The sequence below is a fragment of the Roseateles sp. GW835-FHT13E02 genome, from assembly GCF_058794035.1.
Genome location: NZ_JBXAGJ010000005.1, coordinates 110188 through 131331, shown reverse-complemented (window position 1 = coordinate 131331; position 21144 = coordinate 110188). Strand labels below are relative to the sequence as shown.

At 66.5% G+C, this 21144-nt stretch carries 17 protein-coding genes; 3 read left to right on the top strand and 14 right to left on the bottom strand.

The features are described from left to right. Window positions 1-14 precede the first annotated feature (14 nt). From AC1Q6P_RS06710 to fba, 3 genes are all read right to left on the bottom strand, one after another. Window positions 15-1184: a hypothetical protein gene (locus tag AC1Q6P_RS06710; RefSeq protein ID WP_492664892.1), complete on the bottom strand. Its 1170-nt coding sequence runs from the start codon at window positions 1182-1184 to the stop codon at window positions 15-17. Beyond that, window positions 1181-2080 carry a phosphoribosylaminoimidazolesuccinocarboxamide synthase gene (locus AC1Q6P_RS06705; RefSeq protein WP_492664893.1) on the bottom strand — a complete coding sequence of 300 codons (900 nt, stop codon included), beginning with the start codon at window positions 2078-2080 and terminating at the stop codon, window positions 1181-1183. The genes AC1Q6P_RS06710 and AC1Q6P_RS06705 overlap by 4 nt, the downstream gene beginning before the upstream one ends. A 111-nt stretch (window positions 2081-2191) precedes the next feature. Further along, on the bottom strand, window positions 2192-3256 hold the full coding sequence (fba, locus tag AC1Q6P_RS06700) for a class II fructose-bisphosphate aldolase (RefSeq protein WP_102768282.1): 1065 nt from the start codon (window positions 3254-3256) through the stop codon (window positions 2192-2194). Window positions 3257-3502: 246 nt separating this feature from the next. Between fba and AC1Q6P_RS06695 the strand changes: the two genes are divergently transcribed. Next, window positions 3503-4522, top strand: a complete 1020-nt coding sequence (locus tag AC1Q6P_RS06695; protein ID WP_102768283.1) for an ATP-binding protein — start codon at window positions 3503-3505, stop codon at window positions 4520-4522. 316 nt (window positions 4523-4838) lie between these two features. Here the strand turns inward: AC1Q6P_RS06695 and pyk are convergent, their stop codons facing one another. The 11 genes from pyk to def form a co-directional block, all read right to left on the bottom strand. Next, a complete protein-coding gene (pyk, locus tag AC1Q6P_RS06690) occupies window positions 4839-6269 on the bottom strand; it encodes a pyruvate kinase (protein ID WP_102768284.1) in 1431 nt (476 codons plus the stop codon). A 139-nt stretch (window positions 6270-6408) separates the two neighbouring features. Continuing rightward, window positions 6409-8730, bottom strand: coding sequence for an NADP-dependent malic enzyme (locus AC1Q6P_RS06685; protein ID WP_492664894.1), 2322 nt, complete (start codon window positions 8728-8730; stop codon window positions 6409-6411). A gap of 151 nt (window positions 8731-8881) precedes the next feature. Beyond that, window positions 8882-11647, bottom strand: a complete 2766-nt coding sequence (locus AC1Q6P_RS06680; protein ID WP_492664895.1) for an ATP-binding protein — start codon at window positions 11645-11647, stop codon at window positions 8882-8884. 333 nt (window positions 11648-11980) lie between these two features. Beyond that, window positions 11981-13174 (bottom strand): phosphoglycerate kinase, encoded by a 1194-nt coding sequence (locus AC1Q6P_RS06675; protein WP_492664896.1) that lies wholly within the window; start codon window positions 13172-13174, stop codon window positions 11981-11983. Window positions 13175-13290: 116 nt separating this feature from the next. Beyond that, complete coding sequence (locus AC1Q6P_RS06670; RefSeq protein ID WP_492664897.1) at window positions 13291-13620, bottom strand: AzlD domain-containing protein; 330 nt, start codon at window positions 13618-13620, stop codon at window positions 13291-13293. Between the two features lie 8 nt (window positions 13621-13628). Further along, window positions 13629-14306 carry an AzlC family ABC transporter permease gene (locus tag AC1Q6P_RS06665; RefSeq protein ID WP_492664898.1) on the bottom strand — a complete coding sequence of 226 codons (678 nt, stop codon included), beginning with the start codon at window positions 14304-14306 and terminating at the stop codon, window positions 13629-13631. Window positions 14307-14511: 205 nt separating this feature from the next. Beyond that, entirely contained in the window at window positions 14512-15282 is a 771-nt protein-coding gene (locus AC1Q6P_RS06660; RefSeq protein WP_171828192.1) for a head GIN domain-containing protein, read from the bottom strand. Window positions 15283-15484: 202 nt separating this feature from the next. Continuing rightward, window positions 15485-15928, bottom strand: coding sequence for a hypothetical protein (locus AC1Q6P_RS06655; protein ID WP_492664899.1), 444 nt, complete (start codon window positions 15926-15928; stop codon window positions 15485-15487). A 75-nt stretch (window positions 15929-16003) separates the two neighbouring features. Next, the gene (gene htpX / locus AC1Q6P_RS06650; RefSeq protein WP_492664900.1) at window positions 16004-16852 is read right to left on the bottom strand and encodes a zinc metalloprotease HtpX; all 849 of its coding nucleotides are present in this window, start codon (window positions 16850-16852) and stop codon (window positions 16004-16006) included. An 86-nt stretch (window positions 16853-16938) separates the two neighbouring features. Further along, window positions 16939-17967, bottom strand: a complete 1029-nt coding sequence (gene fmt, locus AC1Q6P_RS06645) for a methionyl-tRNA formyltransferase (RefSeq protein WP_492664901.1) — start codon at window positions 17965-17967, stop codon at window positions 16939-16941. Continuing rightward, window positions 17967-18485 carry a peptide deformylase gene (gene def, locus AC1Q6P_RS06640; RefSeq protein ID WP_102768293.1) on the bottom strand — a complete coding sequence of 173 codons (519 nt, stop codon included), beginning with the start codon at window positions 18483-18485 and terminating at the stop codon, window positions 17967-17969. Before def ends, fmt begins: the two co-directional genes overlap by 1 nt. 266 nt (window positions 18486-18751) lie before the next feature. Here def and AC1Q6P_RS06635 point away from each other — a divergent pair, with 266 nt between their 5' ends. Together AC1Q6P_RS06635 and dprA are read left to right on the top strand one after the other, a co-directional pair. Further along, on the top strand, window positions 18752-19933 hold the full coding sequence (locus AC1Q6P_RS06635; RefSeq protein WP_492664965.1) for a LysM peptidoglycan-binding domain-containing protein: 1182 nt from the start codon (window positions 18752-18754) through the stop codon (window positions 19931-19933). A gap of 24 nt (window positions 19934-19957) precedes the next feature. Then, on the top strand, window positions 19958-21088 hold the full coding sequence (gene dprA / locus AC1Q6P_RS06630; RefSeq protein WP_492664902.1) for a DNA-processing protein DprA: 1131 nt from the start codon (window positions 19958-19960) through the stop codon (window positions 21086-21088). Window positions 21089-21144 lie beyond the last annotated feature (56 nt).

The window sequence follows — 21144 nt, the reverse complement described above, 5'->3', positions numbered from 1 at the left end:
CCCGCTTTCGCAGCTCAGCGCGGCTGCAGGGCCAGCGCCTTGAGGCGTGCCGCCAGCTGTGCCTGGTGGGCCGCAAATTCGCGCCACTCGCTGGCCGCCAGGCTGGCCTGCTGGGCCGCCACCTCGGCCTGACCGAGGGCCGCATACACCTGAGACAAGCGGCTGTGCGTGGCCGCACGGTCGTCCACATCGCAGTGCGCATCGAGCTCGAACTCGGACTCGCGCGCCTGCATCAGCGCCCGCTCGGGCTGGCCCAGATTGACCCGGCACCAGGCCAGGTCGGCCAGCAAGCTGCTGCCCAGTCGCGCCAGGCCATTGGCCATGGCCTGCGGCAGATGGGCCTCGTACAGCTCCAGCGCCTGGGCGAACTGCCCTTCCACCACCAGGATCTGGGCGCGCAGCAGCGGCGTCAGATCGGGCATGACCGAACCACCCATGGCCGCGTCGTAATGCTTGATCGAATCGGCACCGAGCAAGAGGCCCTCACCGGCCTTGACGGCCTCTGACAGGCTGGCGCGGCGCGCCTGCGCGGTGCGCATCTCGGCCATGTTGTACATGAGCGCCGACAGCGAGGCGTCGTCGCCGTCGCTGAGTGCATGGCGACGGGCCAGCGAGTACCAGGCCAGGGCCTCGGTGTTGAGATTGGCGTGCTGATGAGCCAGGCCCAGGGTCATGCACAGGCGATAGCGTGCGCCATGATCGTCAGCCGCGGCCAGGCGGTCACACAGCGCCGCTTGCGCGAGCATCTCGTCCTCGGCATGGCGCACATAGGCCAGCTGAGACAGCCAAGCGGCGCAAAGCGCCTCCAGATCGGCCAGGCCGGCCGCGCGGGCGATCTGCTGGGCGCGGGCGATCTTCTCGTGCGAGGAGCTGCTGAAATCGGTGTAGTAGCTCATCAGCCCTTCGGCGAAATGCAGCCAGGCGCCGAGCTCGGGATGGGGGTGCTGGAAGGCCAGCTGGTGCAGGCCCGTCAGCTCGCTGCGCGCCTGCTCCATGCGGCCATGGCGGGCCAGCAGCAGGGCCCGACGGGCGCGCGCGCAAGCCGACTGGGTCTGGTTGGTGGCCGCGGCGATCTCGGCCTCGATCCGCGTGAGCAGGCGGTTCTTGATCACCTCGCCCGCCGCCGGCGCACGCGCGGCGCCCGCGGCTCGCTTGCCCGAGGGGCTGCGGCTGGAGCCACTCATGACTGGGTCAGGCGCTGCAGCGCTTCGGCGTACTTGGCGGCGGTCTTCTCGATCACCTCGGCCGGCAGGGCCGGCGCCGGCGCGGTCTTGCCCCAGGGCTTGCCGTCGACTTGCGCCGCCTCCAGCCAGTCGCGCAGGAACTGCTTGTCGTAGCTGGGCGGGTTGATGCCTTCGGCATAGCTCTCCACCGGCCAGTAACGCGAGGAGTCGGGCGTCAGCACTTCGTCCATCAGGGTCAGGGTGCCGTCGGCATCGAGGCCGAACTCGAATTTCGTGTCGGCAATGATGATGCCCTTGCTCAGCGCGTAATCGGCGGCGCGCTGGTAGAGCTGGATGGAGATGTCGCGCACGCGGGAGGCGAGATCCAGGCCGATGATGTCGACCATCTTGTCGAAACTGATGTTCTCGTCGTGGTCGCCCATCTCGGCCTTGGTGGCAGGGGTGAAGATGGGCTCGGGCAGCTTGGACGCGTTCTTCAGGCCGGCCGGCAGTTGTACGCCGCAGACCTGGCCGTTCGTCTTGTACTCGGCCCAGCCGCTGCCGGCCAGGTAGCCGCGCACCACGGCCTCGACCGGCAGGGGCTTGAGGCGCTTGACCAGCATGGAGCGGCCGCGCACCTGGGCCTGCTCCTCGGCCGTCACCACCGACAGCGGGTCGTCGCCGGTCAGGTGGTTGGGCACGATGCCGTCGAGCTTATCGAACCAAAACAGGGCCATCTGGGTCAGCAACTCGCCCTTGCCCGGGATGGGCTCGCCCATGATGACGTCGTAGGCCGAGATGCGGTCGCTGGCGATCATCAGGATGCGGTCCTCGCCGACCGCATAGTTTTCGCGCACCTTGCCGCGCGCGATCAGGGGCAAGGAGGTGAGGGTCGAGTTCAGCAAGGCAGCGGTCATGGTGGGCATCCGGGAAAAGTTCGCCGGGATTTTAGGCGGCATTCAACAACGCAAAGGCCCGCCGGGCACGAACCGGGCGGGCCTGGGTCGGACGGGCGTCCTCGGTCGGTCTTACTGAACGATCTGGTTCAGTTCACCGCGGGCATAGGCCGCGGCGATGTCGACCAGCGTGCGCGGCTGGATCTTGCCGGCCTGACCTTCGCAACCGAACTCCAGATAACGCTGCTTGCACACGGCCTTGGCGGCTTCGCGGGCCGGCTTGAGCCATTCGCGGGCGTCGAACTTGTCGGGATTCTCAAACAGGAACTTGCGCACCGCACCGGTCATGGCCAGGCGGATGTCGGTGTCGATATTGATCTTGCGCACGCCATGCTTGATGGCTTCCTGGATCTCCTCGATCGGCACGCCGAAGGTTTCCTTCATCTGGCCGCCGTATTGGTTGATGATGGCCAGCAGCTCTTGCGGCACGCTCGAGGAGCCGTGCATCACCAGGTGGGTGTTGGGAATGCGGGCGTGGATTTCCTTGACGCGGCTGATGGCCAGGATGTCACCGGTGGGCTTGCGGCTGAACTTGTAGGCGCCGTGGCTGGTGCCGATGGCAATGGCCAGCGCGTCCAGCTGGGTGGCCTTGACGAAGGTGGCGGCTTCTTCCGGGTCGGTCAGCATCTGGCTGTGGTCCAGCTTGCCGACGGCGCCGATGCCGTCTTCCTCGCCGGCATCGCCGGTTTCCAGATTGCCCAGGCAGCCCAGCTCGCCCTCGACGGTGACGCCGACCTTGTGCGCCATCTCGACGACGCGGCGGGTCACGTCCATGTTGTACTCAAAGGACGAGGGCGTCTTGCCATCTTCCATCAGCGAGCCGTCCATCATCACCGAGCCGAAGCCCAGGTCGATGGCGCCCTGGCAGATCTTGGGGCTGGTGCCGTGGTCCTGGTGCATGACCAGGGGAACGTGCGGGTACATCTCGGCCGCGGCCTGGATCAGATGCTTGATGAAGGGCTCGCCGGCGTATTTGCGGGCGCCGGCGCTGGCCTGCAGGATCACCGGGGCACCCACCTCGTCGGCGGCGGCCATCACGGCCTGGACCTGCTCGAGGTTGTTGACGTTGAAGGCCGGGATGCCGTAGCCGTGTTCGGCGGCATGGTCCAGCAGTTGGCGCATTGAGACGAGAGCCATGGAAGTTCTCCGGGAGTTTGAAATCCGATTGACGCAGCCTACAAGCCCATCATCCGTCGATTGATGACGGCGCGGGCTATGTAACCACGTTGTAACTGGCGCGGATTCTAGCGGCGGGGTGGCAAACCACAGCCCGGGCAGCCTCGCTTGTGTCAATGTTGACAAGCATTTAGGCTCTCAGTGCCCTTTTGTTCACGTCTTCACGGGGGCCAACCCTGGTCACACTGCACGCATGGAGCCCCACGCATGACACGACTCGCACTCGACCAGCTGACCCTCTGGATCACCGCCGCCGCGCGCGAACATTCGCACGACCTGGCCCAGCATCTCGAGGAGCGCACCGGCGCCAGCCACCGCTCGGCCTTGGGCGCGCTGCGCCGCCTGGTCGACGCGCACTGGCTGGTGCGCTCAGGCAGCAGCCGCCGGCCGGTCTACGGCCCTGGCCTGCTGCGCCAGGTGGCGCGCTCCTACACCTTGCACGGCCTGCAGGAAGACCTGCCCTGGCAGCGCGACTTTGCGCCCCACTTCGACCTGCCGCCCCATGTGGCGCGCATGATCCAGCATGGCTTCACCGAGCTGGTCAACAACGCCATCGACCACAGCGGCGGCACCAGCGTCACCGTCTCGCTGCGCCAGACGCCCAGCCATGTGCAGCTGCTGGTGTCCGACGATGGCTGCGGCGTGTTCGACAAGATCTGTTCGGCCTTCGACATCGCCGATGCCCAACACGCCATGCTGGAGCTGAGCAAGGGCCGGCTGACCAGCCAGCCCGAGATGCACACCGGCCGCGGCCTGTTCTTCAGCTCGCAGCTGGCCGATGTCTTCGACATCCATGCCAATGGCACCGCCTTCCAGCGTCGCGCCTGGGAGAGCACCGGCTGGCAAAAAGGCAAACCCTTGCCGCGCCAGGGCAGCTCCATCTACATGGCGATCGCCCTGGACACCAAGCGCAGCCTGGATCAGGTGATGGAATCCTGGAGCCTGGCCGGTGATGGCATCGAATTCGACCGCACCACCATCAATCTGCGCCTGCTGGCCGGCCCCGGCCAGGCCCTGGACTCACGCGCCCAGGCTCGCCGCGTGGCGGCCCGGCTGCCGCAGTTCAAACGGGCCGAGGTCAGCTTTGAAGGGGTGGAGGATGTGGGCCACGGTTTCACCGACGAGCTGTTCCGCGTCTTCGCCCGCGCCCACACCGAGGTGGAACTGGTGCCGACGCACATGACGCCGCGCATCGCCGCGCTGATCAAGAGCGCGCAGAACGCCTGAGAACCAAGAGACCCGTCGACGTTGGCCGGGCTCTACCCGCCTTCGACCAACCGGTGTTTGAGAGTTTTTGTAGCGAGCGGCTGTCAGGCGAGGCTGAGTAAGGACTGATCCAGTCCTGAGGACTGGATTTGCCTAGCGAAGGACTCGGCCTCTGGCCGAGGCGGACGGAGCGCAGGAACCGGAACGTACTTCTTGTACGTGAGGATTCCGACAACGGAGTTGCGGCAAGACTCATATTCGCGAAGCGAATGTGATGTCGGAGCCAACACCGGACCAACGACGCATGACAGTCGCGCAGTCAAAAACTCTCAAACACTTAACCGACGCGGCAGACCTTGAGCATATTGGTGCCACCGGGATAGCCCATGGGCTCACCGCAGGTGATGGCATAGGTGTCGCCCGGCATCAGCACGCCCTGCTCCACCAGGATTTGCTCGGCGGCCTTCAGCGCGGCGTCACGGTCCTCGAACTTGGGCATCAGCAGCGGGCGCACATTGCGGTACAGCGTCATCTTGCGCTGGCTGACCTCTTGGGTGGTCAGGGCGTAGATGGGCACCTGGATGCGGTGGCGGCTCATCCACAGCGCGGTCGAGCCCGATTCGGTCAGGGCCAGGATGGCCTTGCAGCCGAGATGGTGGGCGGTGAACAGCGCCCCCATGGCGATGGACTGGTCGATGCGGCCGAACTGGCGGCCGGCGAAATCGGTGTCCAGGCTGACGAACTCGGCGCGCTCGGCCTCCAGGGCGATGGCGGCCATCTGCTCGATGGTCTCGACCGGGAACTTGCCGGCCGCCGTCTCGGCGCTCAGCATCACGGCATCGGTGCCGTCCAGCACGGCATTGGCCACGTCCGAGACCTCGGCACGCGTGGGCACCGGGTTGACGATCATGGACTCCATCATCTGCGTGGCGGTGATGGCCACCTTGTCCAGCTCGCGCGCCATCTTGATCATGCGCTTTTGCAGGGCCGGCACGGCGGCGTTGCCCACCTCCACCGCCAAGTCGCCGCGGGCCACCATGATGCCGTCGCTGGCCTTGAGGATGGCCTCGAGATGCGGAATCGCCTCCGAGCGCTCGATCTTGGCGATCATGCTGGGCTTGTGGCCGTAGGGCTCGCCGGCCATATTGGCCAGCTGGCGGGCCATTTCCATGTCGGTGGCGTTCTTGGGGAAGCTGATCGCCAGGTACTCGCAGCGGAAGCTCATCGCGGTCTTGATGTCCTCCATGTCCTTGGCGGTCAGGGCCGGCGCGGTCAGGCCGCCGCCCTGCTTGTTGATGCCCTTGTTGTTGGACAGCTCACCGCCCAGCTTGACGATGGTGTGCACGGCCGCGCCGCGCACCGCTTCCACGGTCAGCACCAGAAGGCCGTCGTTCAGCAGCAAGGTGTCGCCGGGCTTCACATCGCGCGGCAGTTCCTTGTAATCGAGCCCCACGGCCTGCTCATTGCCGAGCTCGGTGCGGTCGGCGTCGAGGATGAAACGCTCGCCGTTGATCAGCTCGATCTTGCCGTTCTCGAACTTGCCGACGCGGATCTTGGGGCCCTGCATATCGGCCATGATGGCCACTTCCTTGCCCGCGGCCCGGGCGGCCTCGCGCACCAGGCGGGCGCGGTCGATGTGATCCTGCGCCTTGCCATGCGAGAAATTGAGCCGCACCACATCGACGCCGGCTCGGATCATGCGCTCCAGCACCTCCGGTGAGGAGGACGCAGGGCCCAGGGTGGCAACGATCTTGGTGGCTCGGGACATGGCAGATCTCGCTGAAATAAAGTTACAAGCGGCTGATTATGCGGCGCATTTGTTGCCGCTCAAACGTCGAACAAGGGTTTCAGCGAGTTACAGCCAGTGTCCGGCCATTAGCCCGTGGCCGACAGCAGGTCGGCCACTTTCAACTTTTCGCCGCCAGCACATCGGCCACCGCCAGCGCCGTCATATTGACGATGCGGCGCACCGTGGCCGAAGGCGTCAGGATGTGCACCGGCGCGGCCGAACCCAAGAGGATGGGGCCCACCGTCACGCCCTGGCCGGCGGTGATCTTGAGCACATTGAACAAGATATTGGCCGCATCCAGCGAAGGCAGCACCAGCAGATTGGCCGCGCCCTTGAGCGTGCTGTCGGGCAGGAAGGTGTTGCGCACCGATTCGCTCAGGGCCGCGTCGCCATGCATCTCGCCATCGCACTCGACATCGGGCGCGTGCTGGGTGAAGAGCTCGCGTGCGCGGCGCATTTTCACGGCCGAGGGCCGCTTGCTGGAGCCGAACATCGAGTGCGACACAAAGGCCAGCTTGGGCGGCAGGCCGAAGCGACGCACCTCCTCGGCCGCCATGGCCGCGATCTCGGCCAGCTGCTCGGCATCGGGCTGGTCGTTGACGAAGGTGTCGGTGATGAAGAGCGTGTGCTCGTCCAGCATCAGCGCATTCATGGTGGCGAAATTGCGCGCGCCGGGTTTCAGGCCGATCAGGTCGGAGACATGCTCCAGATGGTTGTCGAAGCGACCGACCATGCCGCAGATCATGGCGTCGGCATCGCCGAGCTTGATGGCCAGGGCGCCGATGGTCGTGGCGGAGCGCCGCACGGCGGCCTTGGCCATCTCGGGCGTCACGCCCTGGCGGCCCATGACCTGGTGGTACGCCTCCCAGTACTGGCGGAAGCGTACGTCGTTGTTGGGGTCGATGACGGCCACATCCTCGCCCAACTTGAGGCGCAGGCCGGCCCGCTCGATGCGGGTGGCGATGACCTCGGGCCGGCCGATCAGGGTCGGCTTGACGATGCCTTCGTCCAGCGCCACCTGCACCGCGCGCAGCACGCGTTCGTCCTCGCCCTCCGCGTAGATCACGCGCGCCGGGTTGGCCTTGGCGGCCGTGAAGACCGGGCGCATGAACATGCCGGTCTGGTAGACGTAACGCTCCAGCGACTGGCGGTAGGCCGCCATGTCCGCGATCGGGCGCTCGGCCACGCCGGAGTCGGCCGCAGCCTGGGCCACGGCCGGCGCGATGCGCAGGATCAGGCGCGCGTCAAAAGGCTTGGGGATCAGGTAGTCGGGGCCGAAGTGCAGCTCTTCACCGGCATAGGCCGCGGCGACTTCATCGCTGGTCTCGGCCTTGGCCAGGGCGGCGATCTCGCGCACGCAGGCCAACTTCATCTCCTCGGTGATCTTGCTGGCGCCGCAGTCCAGCGCGCCGCGGAAGATGTAGGGGAAGCAGAGGACGTTGTTGACCTGATTCGGGTAATCGGAGCGGCCGGTGGCGATGATGCAATCCGGGCGCACGGCCTTGGCCAGTTCGGGGCGGATCTCGGGCTCGGGGTTGGCCAGGGCCAGGATGATGGGGCTGGCGGCCATGGTCTTGACCATCTCGGCCGTGAGCACGCCTGCGGCCGAGCAACCCAGGAAGACGTCGGCGCCATTCACCACATCGGCCAAAGTGCGCGCCGTCGTGGTCTGGCAGTAGCGCTGCTTGGATTCATCGAGCTTGCCGGCCTTGGCATCCTCACGCTCGGCGTGAATCACGCCCTTGGAGTCGCAGACAAAAATGTGCTCGCGCTTGACGCCCAAGCCCACCATCACGTCCAGGCAGGCGATCGCCGCCGCACCGGCGCCGGACACAGCCAGCTTGACGGCGCCGATGTCCTTGCCCACCAGTTCCAGGCCGTTCAGCAGCGCGGCGCTGGAGATGATGGCCGTGCCGTGCTGGTCGTCGTGGAAGACCGGGATGTTCATGCGCTCCTTGAGCTTCTTCTCGATGTAGAAGCACTCGGGCGCCTTGATGTCTTCCAGGTTCACACCGCCCAGGGTGGGCTCCATGGCGGCAATGATGTCGACCAGTTTGTCGGGGTCGCGCTCGGCCAGTTCGATGTCGAACACATCGATGCCGGCGAACTTCTTGAACAGGCAGCCCTTGCCCTCCATCACCGGCTTGGCGGCCAGCGGGCCGATGTCACCGAGGCCGAGCACGGCCGTGCCATTGGTGATCACGCCGACTAAGTTGGCGCGCGAGGTGTAGTCAGCCGCCTTCTGCGGATCGGCCTCGATGTCCAGGCAGGGATAGGCCACACCGGGCGAATAGGCCAGCGACAGGTCGCGCTGGTTGGACAAGGCCTTGGTCGGGGTGACGGCAATCTTGCCGCGCGTCGGGCTGCGGTGGTACTCGCGGGCCGCATCGCGCAGCGCGGCTTCAGCCGGGGACAAAGCCTTGTTGTTCTGTTCGCTCATTCCCTGCTCTCCTGGAAATTGGGAAAAATCAAAGTTCCGGGAGGTTACATCGACCCATGTGACGCGCTGATGCCGAGAGTTTTGACTTTCATGCAAAGACGGCAATACCGGCCGCATGATGCACCGACGAACCGGCCCAGCCCAGCGGGTCTCAAGCCACCACCGAGTCCGGGCCCTGAACAGGCAGACGCAGGGTGAAGCAGGTGCCCTGGCCGGGGGCGGAATCGACATCAATCCGGCCCTTGTGCTTTTGGATGATGGAGAAGGACAGGGACAGCCCCAGCCCGGTGCCCTGTCCGACCGGCTTGGTGGTGAAAAAGGGCTCGAAAATGCGCTTCATCACCTCGGCAGCCATGCCGCAGCCGTTGTCACGCACTGAGACACAGGCCCAGGCTCCGTCCACCCAGGAGCGGATCAGAATCAACCCATCTCGTTCGATGGCATGGCCAGCATTGACCAGAAGATTCATCAGCACCTGATTGATCTGCGCGGCAAGGCAGTACACGGCCGGCAGGGGCGACAGTTCCTTTCGCACCTGCGCCTTGTAGCGAATCTCATGCATCAGCATGTTCAGGGTGGACTCGATGCCCTCGTTCAAGTCGGCATACAGCCAGTCGGAGGCATCCACGCGCGAGAAGCTACGCAAGTCCTGCACGATGCGCTTGACCCGCTGCAGGCCATCGATGCTCTCGCGGATCATCTGCGGCAGGTCTTCCGCCAAAAAGGCGAGATCCAGGGCTTGCTCCAGCGTATGGGCTCGCTGTCGCTGTTCAGCACTGGCACTCTCGCCGCAAGCCTCCCGGTAAGCCTGCACCAGCGCCAGCAAGCTGCCGACATCGCGCGCCAGCGTGCCCAGATTGCTATTGACGAAACCGATGGGATTGTTGATCTCATGGGCCACGCCGGCCGCCAACTGCCCGATCGAGGCCATCTTTTCCTGCGCCGCCACCTGTCGTTGCAACTCGCCCAGCTTCTCGTAGGCCTTGGCGTTGTCCATGGCCACGGCAGCGTAAGCGCAGAGGTTTCTGAAGACCAGCTGCTCGCGCTCGCCAAAGCTCTGTGCCTGGAGCCCAATCACACGCATCACGCCAATGACGCGATCAGCCACTTGCAAAGGTGCAACCATACGTTGACCTTCGATCATCAGTTCGGTGCGGCTGCGCAGGGCGCGGACGCATTCGTGCTCCGCGTCGGACACTGCGATGCGGGCACCAGCCGTGGCTGCATCCAGGCATCCGAGCGCGCACTCCAACCATTCGCCGCGTTCGTCGAGCAAAAAAAACGAAAGCCGGCTGCTCTGCAGCAATTCCTCTACATGACGCTGCAACACAGCCAGCACCCGGCCGACATTGAGTTGCGCGGTGATCTCCTTGCCGCTCTCGCCCAGATGCAACAACACCGTGTGCAAGCTCTGCAAAGCCTGCGAACGCGCCGACTCGGCCTGCGCCAACTGCCGCAAATGCTCTTGCTCGGCGCGCGCGCGCTCCACCTGATGCTGGACATGCAGCACCGCCGCCTGCTTACCGGATTCTTCCGTGAACACCTGCTGCCGCACTTCGCTGGCCCGCTGGCTGAGCTGGTACGCGGCACTGAAATCTCCCCGGGCCGCGTGCGCAGCCGCAGCACTTTCGAGCAAGGCCGGCGGCGGGCAGTACCCGGGCAAACGCTCGGCCTGGGCCAAGGCTTGTTGCAACCAGGGCAGCACCGCCTCGGGCGACTGGCCCTCGGCCTGGCCGATTTCGGCCAGCGTCCACAAGATGTCGACCAGGGTGCTGCGCTCACGCTGCTGCTGCGCCACCTCGCGAGCATGCAGGGCCGCTTCTCGGGCCTCGGCCAGGCGCCTCAGGCGCAACAGGGCGCGCGCTTGCCCCAGGGCCGCGTCGGTGTGCATGTCCTTGGAGTCGACCGACTGCGCCCGCTCCGCCAACAGTTGGAAATGCTGCAGCGCGCTCTCGTTTTCCTGCAGATCCAGCTCGATCTCCGAGAGGTACTTGAGGGCGAGCATGGCACTGCGGTTGTGAGGGTGGGCCGCCAGCAAGGCCTGGCACTCCAACAAGAGCTCGCGCGCCGCGCTGAGCTGGCCGATGCGCCGCATTGCATCCCCGGTCTGCGCCAATGCCAGTGACAGCGAGCCGGGCCAGCCGGACTCGCGCGCCAGGCTCAGGCCGCGCTGCAGCCACTCCACCGCCTGCGCATAGTCGGACATGCTGGTGTAGGTGTAGCCCAGGTTGGAGGCCACCGACAAGGCCCGCCGCAGCTGGCCCGAGGCCACCGACCAGCGGTAGGCCTCGATCAGCCATTGCGCCGCCGGCGCAAACTCGGACGACAGGCCGCACTGCAGACCACGGTAGTCGGCCACTGCAGCCGCACACGCTGGGCTCAAGCCCTCGGTGCTGCGAGGCAGTCGCGCATCCCAGGTGTGATTGGCCACCATCTGGTCGCGAAACAGCTCTGAGCGCGCCAAGGTCAGTTGCAAAAGAAGGAGTCTCTCGCCATCGCCCACGCGCTCTGCCAGCTCGATGGCTGTTTCCAGCCCCTGCCGCAAGCACTCAGCCTGACCCCGATCGGCCGCGACGTAATGTCGCAACCAATGCAAATCGCACAAGCCGCGCAAATCCTGTAGCGCGCTGAAATCGAGCTCGGCCTGATCGAGCAGCCCCTGTGCCTCATCCAGCCTCATACCCAGCAAGGCCACCTCGGCCTGCACCAGGCGCATGCGCGCTTGAATGCCATTGCGCACCTTGTCCGCGAGGTCGCTCAACGGCACCTTCGCCAGTACCTCGTGGGCCAACTGCAGCGCACGCTCACTGTCCTGCTGACGCAAACCCCAGGCCAGCACTGCCACTTGCTCCAGGTCCGCGGCTTCATTCGCACCGGCCTCCTGGGTGAATGCCAGCGACCCACGGCACGGAAACATCTCAAGTTCGCCAGTCCAGCGCATCTGCAAGCCTCGCCGCTTCAGTGGCTTGAGCCTACGCCGGCAAGCCTGACCTGAACAGCCTGAAGTTGTAGCGGCTCCGGCAGATGTGAGCAATGTCACGCCACCAAACCATGGGCAACCAGCGTCAGCGACAAGAGACCAAGCGGCGAGGCCGGGTCAATGCGTTCGCCAACTCCACAGGCATTTGCTCGACAGCCCCGGGGCTGCTCGCAAAAAGGGCCTCGCAATGCGAGGCCCAGTCTGCAATCAGCACGCTCAGCAAGTGCGTGGCCGCATTGCCCAATGGCCCGTATCAGGAGGGGTGAGCCGTCAGCCTTGTGCGCGCCGACTCAGGATCTCGAAGGCCGGCAGGGTTTTGCCTTCCAGGATTTCCAGGAAAGCGCCGCCGCCGGTAGAGATGTAGCCCACATCCTTTTCGATGCCGTACTTGGCAATGGCTGCCAGGGTGTCGCCACCACCGGCGATGCTGAAGGCCGGCGAGGCGGCGATGGCGCGGGCAATGGTCTCGGTGCCCTGGGCGAAGGCGTCGAACTCGAACACGCCGACCGGTCCGTTCCAGACGATGGTGCCGGCGGCCTTGAGCTGCTCGGCCAGCAGGGCTGCGGTCTTGGGGCCGATGTCCAGGATCAGGTCGTCTTCAGCCACATCGGCCGCGTCCTTGACCGTCGCCGGCGCATCGGCCGCGAAGCGCTGAGCCACCACCACGTCCACCGGAATCGGCACGGCGGCGCCGCGTGCCTTCATCGCATCGATCACGGCCTGGGCTTCGGCCACCAGATCGGGCTCGGCCAGCGACTTGCCGATCTTCAGGCCAGCAGCCAGCATGAAGGTGTTGGCGATGCCGCCGCCGACGATCAGGCCATCGACCTTCTCGGACAGGGCCTTGAGGATGGTCAGCTTGGTCGAGACCTTGGAGCCGGCGACGATGGCCACCAGGGGGCGCTTCGGCGCGCTCAGCGCCTGGCTGATGGCGTCGATCTCGGCAGCCAGCAGCGGGCCGGCACAGGCAATCTTGGCGAACTGGGCGATGCCGTAGGTCGTGCCCTCGGCGCGGTGGGCGGTACCGAAGGCGTCGTTGACGTAGATGTCGCACAGAGCGGCCATCTTCTTGGCCAGCTCTTCGTTGTTCTTCTTCTCGCCCTTGTTGACGCGGCAGTTTTCCAGCAGCACCAGCTCGCCGGGCTTCACATCCACGCCGTCCACCCAGTTGGCCACCAGCTTGACCTCGCGGCCCATCAGTTCACCCAGGCGCTGGGCCACCGGGGCCAGGGAGTCTTCGGGCTTGAACTCGCCCTCGGTCGGGCGACCCAGGTGGGACGTGACCATCACGGCAGCGCCGGCCTTCAGGGCGTGCTCGATGCAGGGGATGGAGGCGCGGATGCGGGTGTCTTCGGTGATGTGGCCGGCATCATCCTGCGGCACATTCAGGTCGGCGCGGATGAAGACGCGTTGGCCGGCAACTTTGCCAGCGGCGATCAGGTCGGTAAAACGGATCACGTTCATAGGGTGAGCTCAGGGCTAGTTTGGAATTCGGGGCGTGGCGGGGTCGAACAAGGACCCGGCCGTGCGAGGTCCGCTAGCTTACCAAGCCCGATGCCGCACACCGAATCCAAGCGGTTTCACCAACCCAGGCCGATGCGCAGGGCCAGCATCACAGCCGTGCCGCAGACGATGGTGCCGAGGATGCCGCGCTTCCAGAAGAAGTAGGCGGTGCCGGCTGCGGTGGCGTAAAGCCGGGCGTCTTGCCAGGTGCTGATCAGCTGGCCCTGGGTCATGACGATCTCGGGCACGATCACGGCGGCCAGTGCGGCGATGGGGGCATAGCGCAGGCCCGTCTTGGCCCAGTCGGGCATGGGCAGCTCTTTCTTCGGAATCATGAAAAAGCCACGGGTCAGCAGCGTGATCAAGCCCATGCCGACGATGGCCAGGGCCGTTTGCCAATCACTCATCGCCGCCGTCATTCCTGCACCTCCCGCGCCACCGCACTCGACGAGGGCGACCAATGCTCCATCAGCAAGCCCGCGGCCACCGCCACGGCGATGGCCACCATGATGTTCAGGCGCAGCGGCAAGGCATAGGCCGCCACCGCGGCGCAGCCGGCCAGGGCCGCCGAGACCCAGGTCTTGCGGTCCTTGAGCAAGGTGTAGGACAGGCCCAGCAGCGCCAGCACGCCCGCGAAACCCAGGCCCCACTGCGTGGGCACATGGTTGGCCAGCAGGATGCCGGCGATGGACGGGATCTGCCAGGCCGCCCAGTTCAAACACACCCCGCCCCAGAAGTAGGGCGCTTGATCGGGGTGCGGCTTGGCCTCGGGAAAGCGCTTGAGGAAGGCGACGTAGTTGAGATCGGCCGCAAAGTAGGCGATGTGCAGGCGCTGAAGCAGCGGCAGGTGGCCGAAGTACATGCGCCACTGCACGCTGAAGATGATGAAGCGCAGGTTGACGCAAAAGGCCGTGGCCCAGATCACCCAGATGGGCGCACCACTGGCGATCAGGGGCAAGGCCGCCAGCTGCGAGCTGCCGGCAAACACCACCAGACTCATCAAGAGCGCCAATCCGACCGACAGGCCGCTCTTGATCATGGCCACACCTGTCACCAGGCCCCAGGCCGAGATGCCCAGGGTGATGCCCGCCATCTCACGCGCGCCGCGCCGGAATTCAGGGTGGCGGCACTGCGCCCTCAAGGTTTGAAGCATGCGCCATTGTCGCGGCCCGAGCGCAGGGCCGCTGTCGCAGGGAGATCACGCCAGCACCGCCCGGGGCGATCCTGCGACCGCCCGGCTGCCAGCAGGGCAGCTCAGTGGCCGCTCAGTTGCCGCTCAGTTGCCGCTCAGTTGCCGCTCAGTTGCCGTTCAAGCGGCGCACGCGGCCGCTGCCCGCCATGGAGGTGCTGAGCTCGGGCGAGCCCACATAGCCCACATCGCCGGAACCGGCGATCGACACCTTGAGCGTCTTGCTGGCGTTGACTTCGGCATCGCCGCTGCCCGCGATCGAGACCTTGACCTCCTCGGCCAGCAGGCCGCGCGCGCGAACATCGCCCGATCCGGCGATCGACAGGCTCAGGCTGCCCGAGCGGCCGTTGGCCGTGACCGTGCCGCTGCCGGCCACCTTGACACCCAGGCGCTCGCTGCTCAGGTCGGCGAACAGCACATCGCCCGAACCGGCCACGCTGGCATCCACCTCACCGGTCTTCATGGCCTCGACCCGCACATCACCCGAGCCGGCCACGGCAATGCTGCGCAGCTGGGCCATGTCCAGCACGATCTCGGGGGTCACCGAACCCTGCACCTCATAGCCTCGCTTGGGGCTGATTTCCAGGGTGCGGCCGCCCTTCTTGCCCTCGACGATGCGGGTTTCGATATAGCTGTGGAGGTTGCGGTCGGTCTTGACCTCGACCCGACCTTGCGAGCTTTGGCGCACGAGCAGTTTGAAGCCTCCGGCCAGGCTCACGCTCTCAAAGCTGCCCAGATCGCGGACTTCGCTGCTGACATCGCCCGTGCCCTTGATGCGTTCGGAGCTGCCCCAGCTCCAGGCCTGGCTGCCGACTGAGGTCAGGCTGAGGGCGGTCAGGGCGGTGACGGCAGCGAGAGAGAACAGACGGCGTTGCAACATGATGGTCAGGCTCCGAAAGAAGATGAGGTGCAGGCATCTTCGGCGTGCCGACAGACCGCGCCCAGCGCGATTCGACCAAATGCAGGCGCGGCAGCTTCAAATGCCAAAAGCACGGAATCACATGAAGCCAAGGCGTGAAAAGCCGCGGCAGCACGGGGCTGCAGCGGCCGGGGCTCACGCAGGGCGGGCGGCGTGGGCGCGATCAGTGAGCTTTGGCCTTGCTCGCCTTGGCGCCGTCTTTCCCGCCCTCTTTGCCAGCTTCTTTCTCGGCGTTGTCCTTGGCTTCGGCCGCCGCAGCAGCCTTTTCTTCCAGCGCCAGGGCCTCAGGGCTGCCCGGCTTGGGCGGCCTCGGTACGACCGGGGCCACACCTTCGAGCTTGTTCTCGCGCATGTACTCGTCCATCTCCTTCCAGCCATTGAACACCGAGGCTTTGTGGGCCTTGGGGTTCAAGGTGTAGCAGTCTTCGATGGCGCGCATGGCGTGACGGCAGGCGCTGCCGATGGCCTTGCCCTCGGCTTCCTTGGCGGCCATGACCTTGGCCGGGTCCTCGATGCCCAGCTGCTCACAGCCGGTCAGGGCCAGCAGGCTGGCCAGCAAAGACAGGGTCAGGAGGGCGCGACGAGGCGCGGTCGGGTGCGACTTCATGTCTTCAGTATCGGCCAGAGCCGGGTCAGCTTGAGTGCAGCGTTCGCAGACAGAGAATGAACGAAGGGCGAGGCTTCAGCGCCCCTGTGCCATGGCCATGAGCCGCGCCACCCGCTCCTCAGTGGCCGGGTGGGTGCTGAACAGGCCCGCCAGGCCACCGCCAGAGAGCGGGTTCATGATCATCATCTGCGCCGTCTCGGGGTGGCGCTCGGCCGCTTCCATCGGCAGGCCTTGGGCAAAGCGATGGATCTTGTTCAGGGCCGAGGCCAAGGCCTGCGGGTCGCCGGAAATCTCGGCGCCGCCGCGGTCCGCCTCGAACTCACGCGCCCGGCTGATGGCCATCTGGATAAGGCCGGCCGCAATCGGCGCCAGAATCGACACCAGCAAACCGACCAGCGGATTGCTCTGACGGCCCTCGCTGTCGCGGCCGCCAAAGAACATGGCGAAATTGGCCAGCATGGAGATCGCACCGGCCATGGTGGCGCTGATGGTGCTGATCAGGATGTCGCGGTGCTTCACATGGGCCAGCTCGTGCGCCATCACGCCGCGCAACTCACGCTCGGACAGCACACGCAAGATGCCCGTGGTCGCCGCCACGGCGGCATGCTCGGGGTTGCGGCCGGTGGCAAAGGCGTTGGGCGCGTCCTCGTCAATCAAGTAGACGCGGGGCATAGGCAGCTGAGCACGCTGGGCCAGCTCACGCACCATGCCGTAGAACTGCGGCGCCGAGGTCTCGTCCACCTCGCGTGCCTGGTACATCTTCAGCACCATCTGGTCAGAGAACCAGTAGCTGAAGAAATTCATGCCCAGCGCCACCAGCAGCGCCAGCATCATGCCCGCCTGGCCGCCGATCAGGCGCCCCAGGGCCATGAACAAGGCGATGATGGCGGCCATCAGGATGGCGGTCTTCATCAGATTGAACATGGCGGCGGGCTCCTCGCGAGACTACGGTGGAAGCAGGCACATCGGGCCGAAAGACCCGATTTCAAGCAGATTCAGAAAGAACCGACTCAGGCGGCGCTGTGCTCGAAACGCGCCCCCACGGCCACCGGCCGCGCCTGCAAAAAGGCCGCCGCCGGCAAGCGCTTGCCGCCGGCGCGCTGCAGCTCGGTCAGGCGCACAGCGCCCTGGCCGCAGGCGACGACAATGCCCGACTCATCCACCCGCAAGACCTGACCCTCCGCGGCAGGGCCGTCCCCGCGCTCGCAGACTTCGGCGCGCCAGATCTTGAGCAGTTCGCCCTCCAGCTGTGAAGCACCGCCTGGGAAGGGATCGAAGGCGCGCAGGCGACGGGCGATCTGGGCCGCATCGTGCTGCCAGTCGATCTGCGCCTCGGCCTTCTCGATCTTGTGGGCATAGCAAACACCCTCGGCCGGCTGGGGCGTGGCCGTCAAGCCGCCGCAAGCGCCCAGCTCCAGGGCCTCGACGATCATGCGGCCGCCCAGGGCCGCCAGCTTGTCGTGCAGGCGGGCTGTGCTGTCATCCGCGGCAATGGGCAGGCGCTCGATCAAGAGCATGTCACCCGTGTCCAGGCCGGCATCCATCTGCATGATGGTGATGCCGGTTTCGGCGTCTCCGGCCTCGATGGCGCGGTGGATGGGCGCGGCACCGCGCCAACGCGGCAGCACCGAGCCGTGGATGTTGAGGCAGCCGCGCAGGCCCGAGCTGCGGCCTGCGCCGGGCAGATCCAGCACCCATTGCGGCAGGATCAGGCCGTAGGCGGCGACCACCATCACATCGGCGCGGGCGTCGAGCAAGGCCTGGCGGGCCGCCTCGGCGTCGTCCGGGAACTTGCCATCCAGGCGCAAGCTGCGCGGCTGGGCGACCGGGATGCCATGCTGCAGCGCCAGCTGCTTGACGGCCGAAGCCTGCAACTTCATGCCACGGCCGGCGGGCCGGTCGGGCTGGGTCAGCACGAGAGGCACTTCAAAACCGGCCGCGATCAAGGCCGCCAGGGCGGTGGCCGCAAACTCCGGCGTGCCCGCGAAAACGACCCGCGGGCCGCCCGAACGCGAAGCCGACACAGCAGCGCCGGCCATCAGCGGCGGCGCCCTTCTTCTTCGCGGGCCTTCTTGACCAGCTTGGTCTTGATGCGCTCGCGCTTGAGCGGGCTCAGGTATTCGACGAAGACCTTGCCCATCAGGTGGTCCAGCTCATGCTGCACGCAGACGGCCAGCAGGCCCTCGGCCTTGAACTCGTAGCTCTGGCCCTCGCGGTTGAGCGCGCGCACGGTGACGCGGGAATGGCGCGGCACTTTGTCGTAGATCTGCGGCACCGAGAGGCAGCCTTCTTCACCCTCGGTGAACTCGGCGCTGGTCTCGATGATTTCGGGGTTGATCAGCACGCGCGGCTCGTTGCGCTCTTCGGAGGTGTCGATCACCACCACGCGCTCGTGCACATCGACCTGGCTGGCAGCCAAACCCACGCCTTCAGCGGCATACATGGTTTCCAGCATGTCATCGACGAGCTGGCGGATGCGCTCATCCACCGCCGTGACCGGCTTGGCCACGGTGTGCAAACGAGGGTCGGGGTAACGCAGAATGTTCAGTTTCGCCATGAGCTTGCGTGTGTGGACTCAGCACAACGCCTGTTTGTAAGAGCTTGCAAGAGGGCAAAAGCGCCCGCTTTGTTCGTTGCGACGCCCTGTTTTTGGGGGCAGAATCGTCGCGGCCTGGGGGGATTTTCGCTGAATTGGCGCCGCTGGTCCGAGGCCGCGGCAAAGCACCCCGTGCGATGGCTTGAAAAAAAGACCCCGAAGTCTGTCCAACCCACCCGCAGCCGGTCTGCGGTAGAGAGTGCTCGATGCCTGTTTGTGAATCGCTGATGTCCGCCCGGCCCGCCCAGAACACCGCCCTGTTTGTGAAGAACCTGCTGCTGGCGGCCAGCCTCTCGGCCCTCAGCCTGGGCGCTGCCGCGCAAACAAGCAGCCTGCCCATCACCGGACAACAACGCGCCACCGCCGACCGCGTGGCCCAGGCCGGCGTGCCGCTGAGCGAGCTGGCCGCCGACGCCCCCGACTCCCACACCGTCAAGGCCGGCGACACACTCTGGGACATCTCCAAGCTCTTCCTCAAAAGCCCCTGGCGCTGGCCCGAGCTCTGGGGCATGAACCGCGACCAGATCAGCAACCCGCACCTGATCTATCCCGGCCAGGTGCTGGTCTTGGTCAAGGTGGACGGACGCGCCCGCCTGCAACTGGCCCAGCCGGTGGGCAGCGGCAGCAGCGGCGACACGGTCAAACTCTCGCCGCGCGTGCGCAGCTCAAGCGTGGACGACGGCTCCATCAGCGCCATTGCCCTGAACCTGATCGAGCCCTTCCTCAACGACGCCGTGGTCTTCGACAGCGATGAGCTGGCCAAGGCGCCCCGCATCGTCGCCACGCCGGAAAGCCGCGTGCTGCTGACCCGCGGCGACCTGGCCTACGCCCGCGGCGACCTGAGCCAGGCAACCGACTACCGCGTGTTCCGCAACACCCGCCCGCTGCTGGACCCCAGCACCAAGGAACTGCTCGGTTATGAAGCGCCCTACCTCGGCACCGCCGAGCTGACCCGCCCGGGCCAGACCACACAGCTGCCCGATGGCAAGAGCGAAATCGTGCCGGCCACCCTGACCATCAAGTCGGTGCGCCAGGAAATTGGCGTCGGCGACCGCCTGGCCCCGGTGCCGCAGCGCAGCTTCTCTCGCTACGTGCCGCATGCACCGGCCCAGCCCATGTCGGGCCAGATCGTCTCGATCTACGGCGATGGTCTGAATGCCGGCCAGAACCAGATCGTGGCCCTGAACCGCGGCGCCCGCGACGGCATGGAGCGCGGCCATGTGCTGGCCCTCTGGCAGCAAGGCCGGCGCATGGTGGACCGCAGCGGCGGCCAGCGCGAGGAGATCAAGCTGCCCGACGAGCGCCACGGCGTGCTCTTTGTGTTCCAGGTCTACGCTCGCGTGTCCTACGCCCTGATCATCTCGGTCAAGGACCCCGTCAAGGCCGGCGATCGTTTCACCCAGCCCTGAGGGCGGCCACGCGGTCGCCAAGCCATGTGGGACCGCGATGAATTGGGCGCTTGGCTGCGCCTGCTGGAAAGCCCTGGCATCGGCCTCGACACCGCGCGCCGCCTGCTGCTGAGCCTGGGCTCGCCGCAAGCGGTGTTCGATCTGCCGGGTGCCGCCTGGCAGGATCTGCTGACCCCCAAGCAGCGCGAAAGTCTGAGTCGCCCGCCCGAGCACCTGGACGCGGCGCTGGACGGCACCTGGGCCTGGCTGCAGGCGGACCCCTCGCACCAGATTCTGCTGCTCGGCGATGCCGACTACCCGCCGCAGCTGATGGCCACGGCCGACCCGCCGCTGCTGCTCTATCTGCAGGGCCGGCGCGAGCTGCTGCGCTCGCCTTGCCTGGCCGTGGTGGGCAGCCGCAACCCGACAGCGCAAGGCCGGGACAATGCCCGCGCCTTTGCCCGCGAACTGGCCCAGGCCGGCTTGTGCATCACCTCGGGCCTGGCCCTGGGCGTGGACGGCGCCGCGCATCAGGGCGCTTTGGCCGCCGGTGGCGCCACCATCGCGGTGATGGGCACCGGCTTTGACCAGATCTACCCGCGCCGGCACCAGGCGCTGGCCGCGCAGATCAGCGAGCAAGGCCTGATCCTGAGCGAGTACACGTGGGGCATGCCGGGCCTGGCCAGCAACTTCCCGCGCCGCAACCGCCTGATCGCCGGCCTGAGCCTGGGCACCTTGGTGGTGGAAGCCGCCCTGCCCTCGGGCTCGCTGATCACCGCACGCCTGGCCAGCGAGGCGGGCCGTGAGGTGTTCGCCATCCCGGGCTCGATTCACTCACCCATGAGCCGGGGCTGCCACGCCTTGATCCGCCAGGGCGCCAAGCTGGTGGAAACCGCCCAGGACGTGCTGGAAGAGCTGCCACCCGGCAGTTGGCCGGGCAGCCCGGCGGTGAACAGCAGCAAGCAGCCGTCAGCGCCCGCTGAAGCGCTGGACTGCAGCCCCGCCCTGCGCCAGGTCCTGGAGCTGATGGGCTTCGACCCCATCGGCCTCGATGCCCTGCAGGCCCGTGGCGGCTGGCCGGTGGCCGAGCTCAGTGCCCATCTGCTGGAACTGGAGCTCAGCGGCGCGATTGCCCGCCTGCCGGGGCAGCAATTCCAGCGCCGCGCCGGGGCTTGAGGCCGCCGCGCCGCCTTCGCGCGGAAACGCAGTTTGGGGCCTTGAGACGGGCTTTT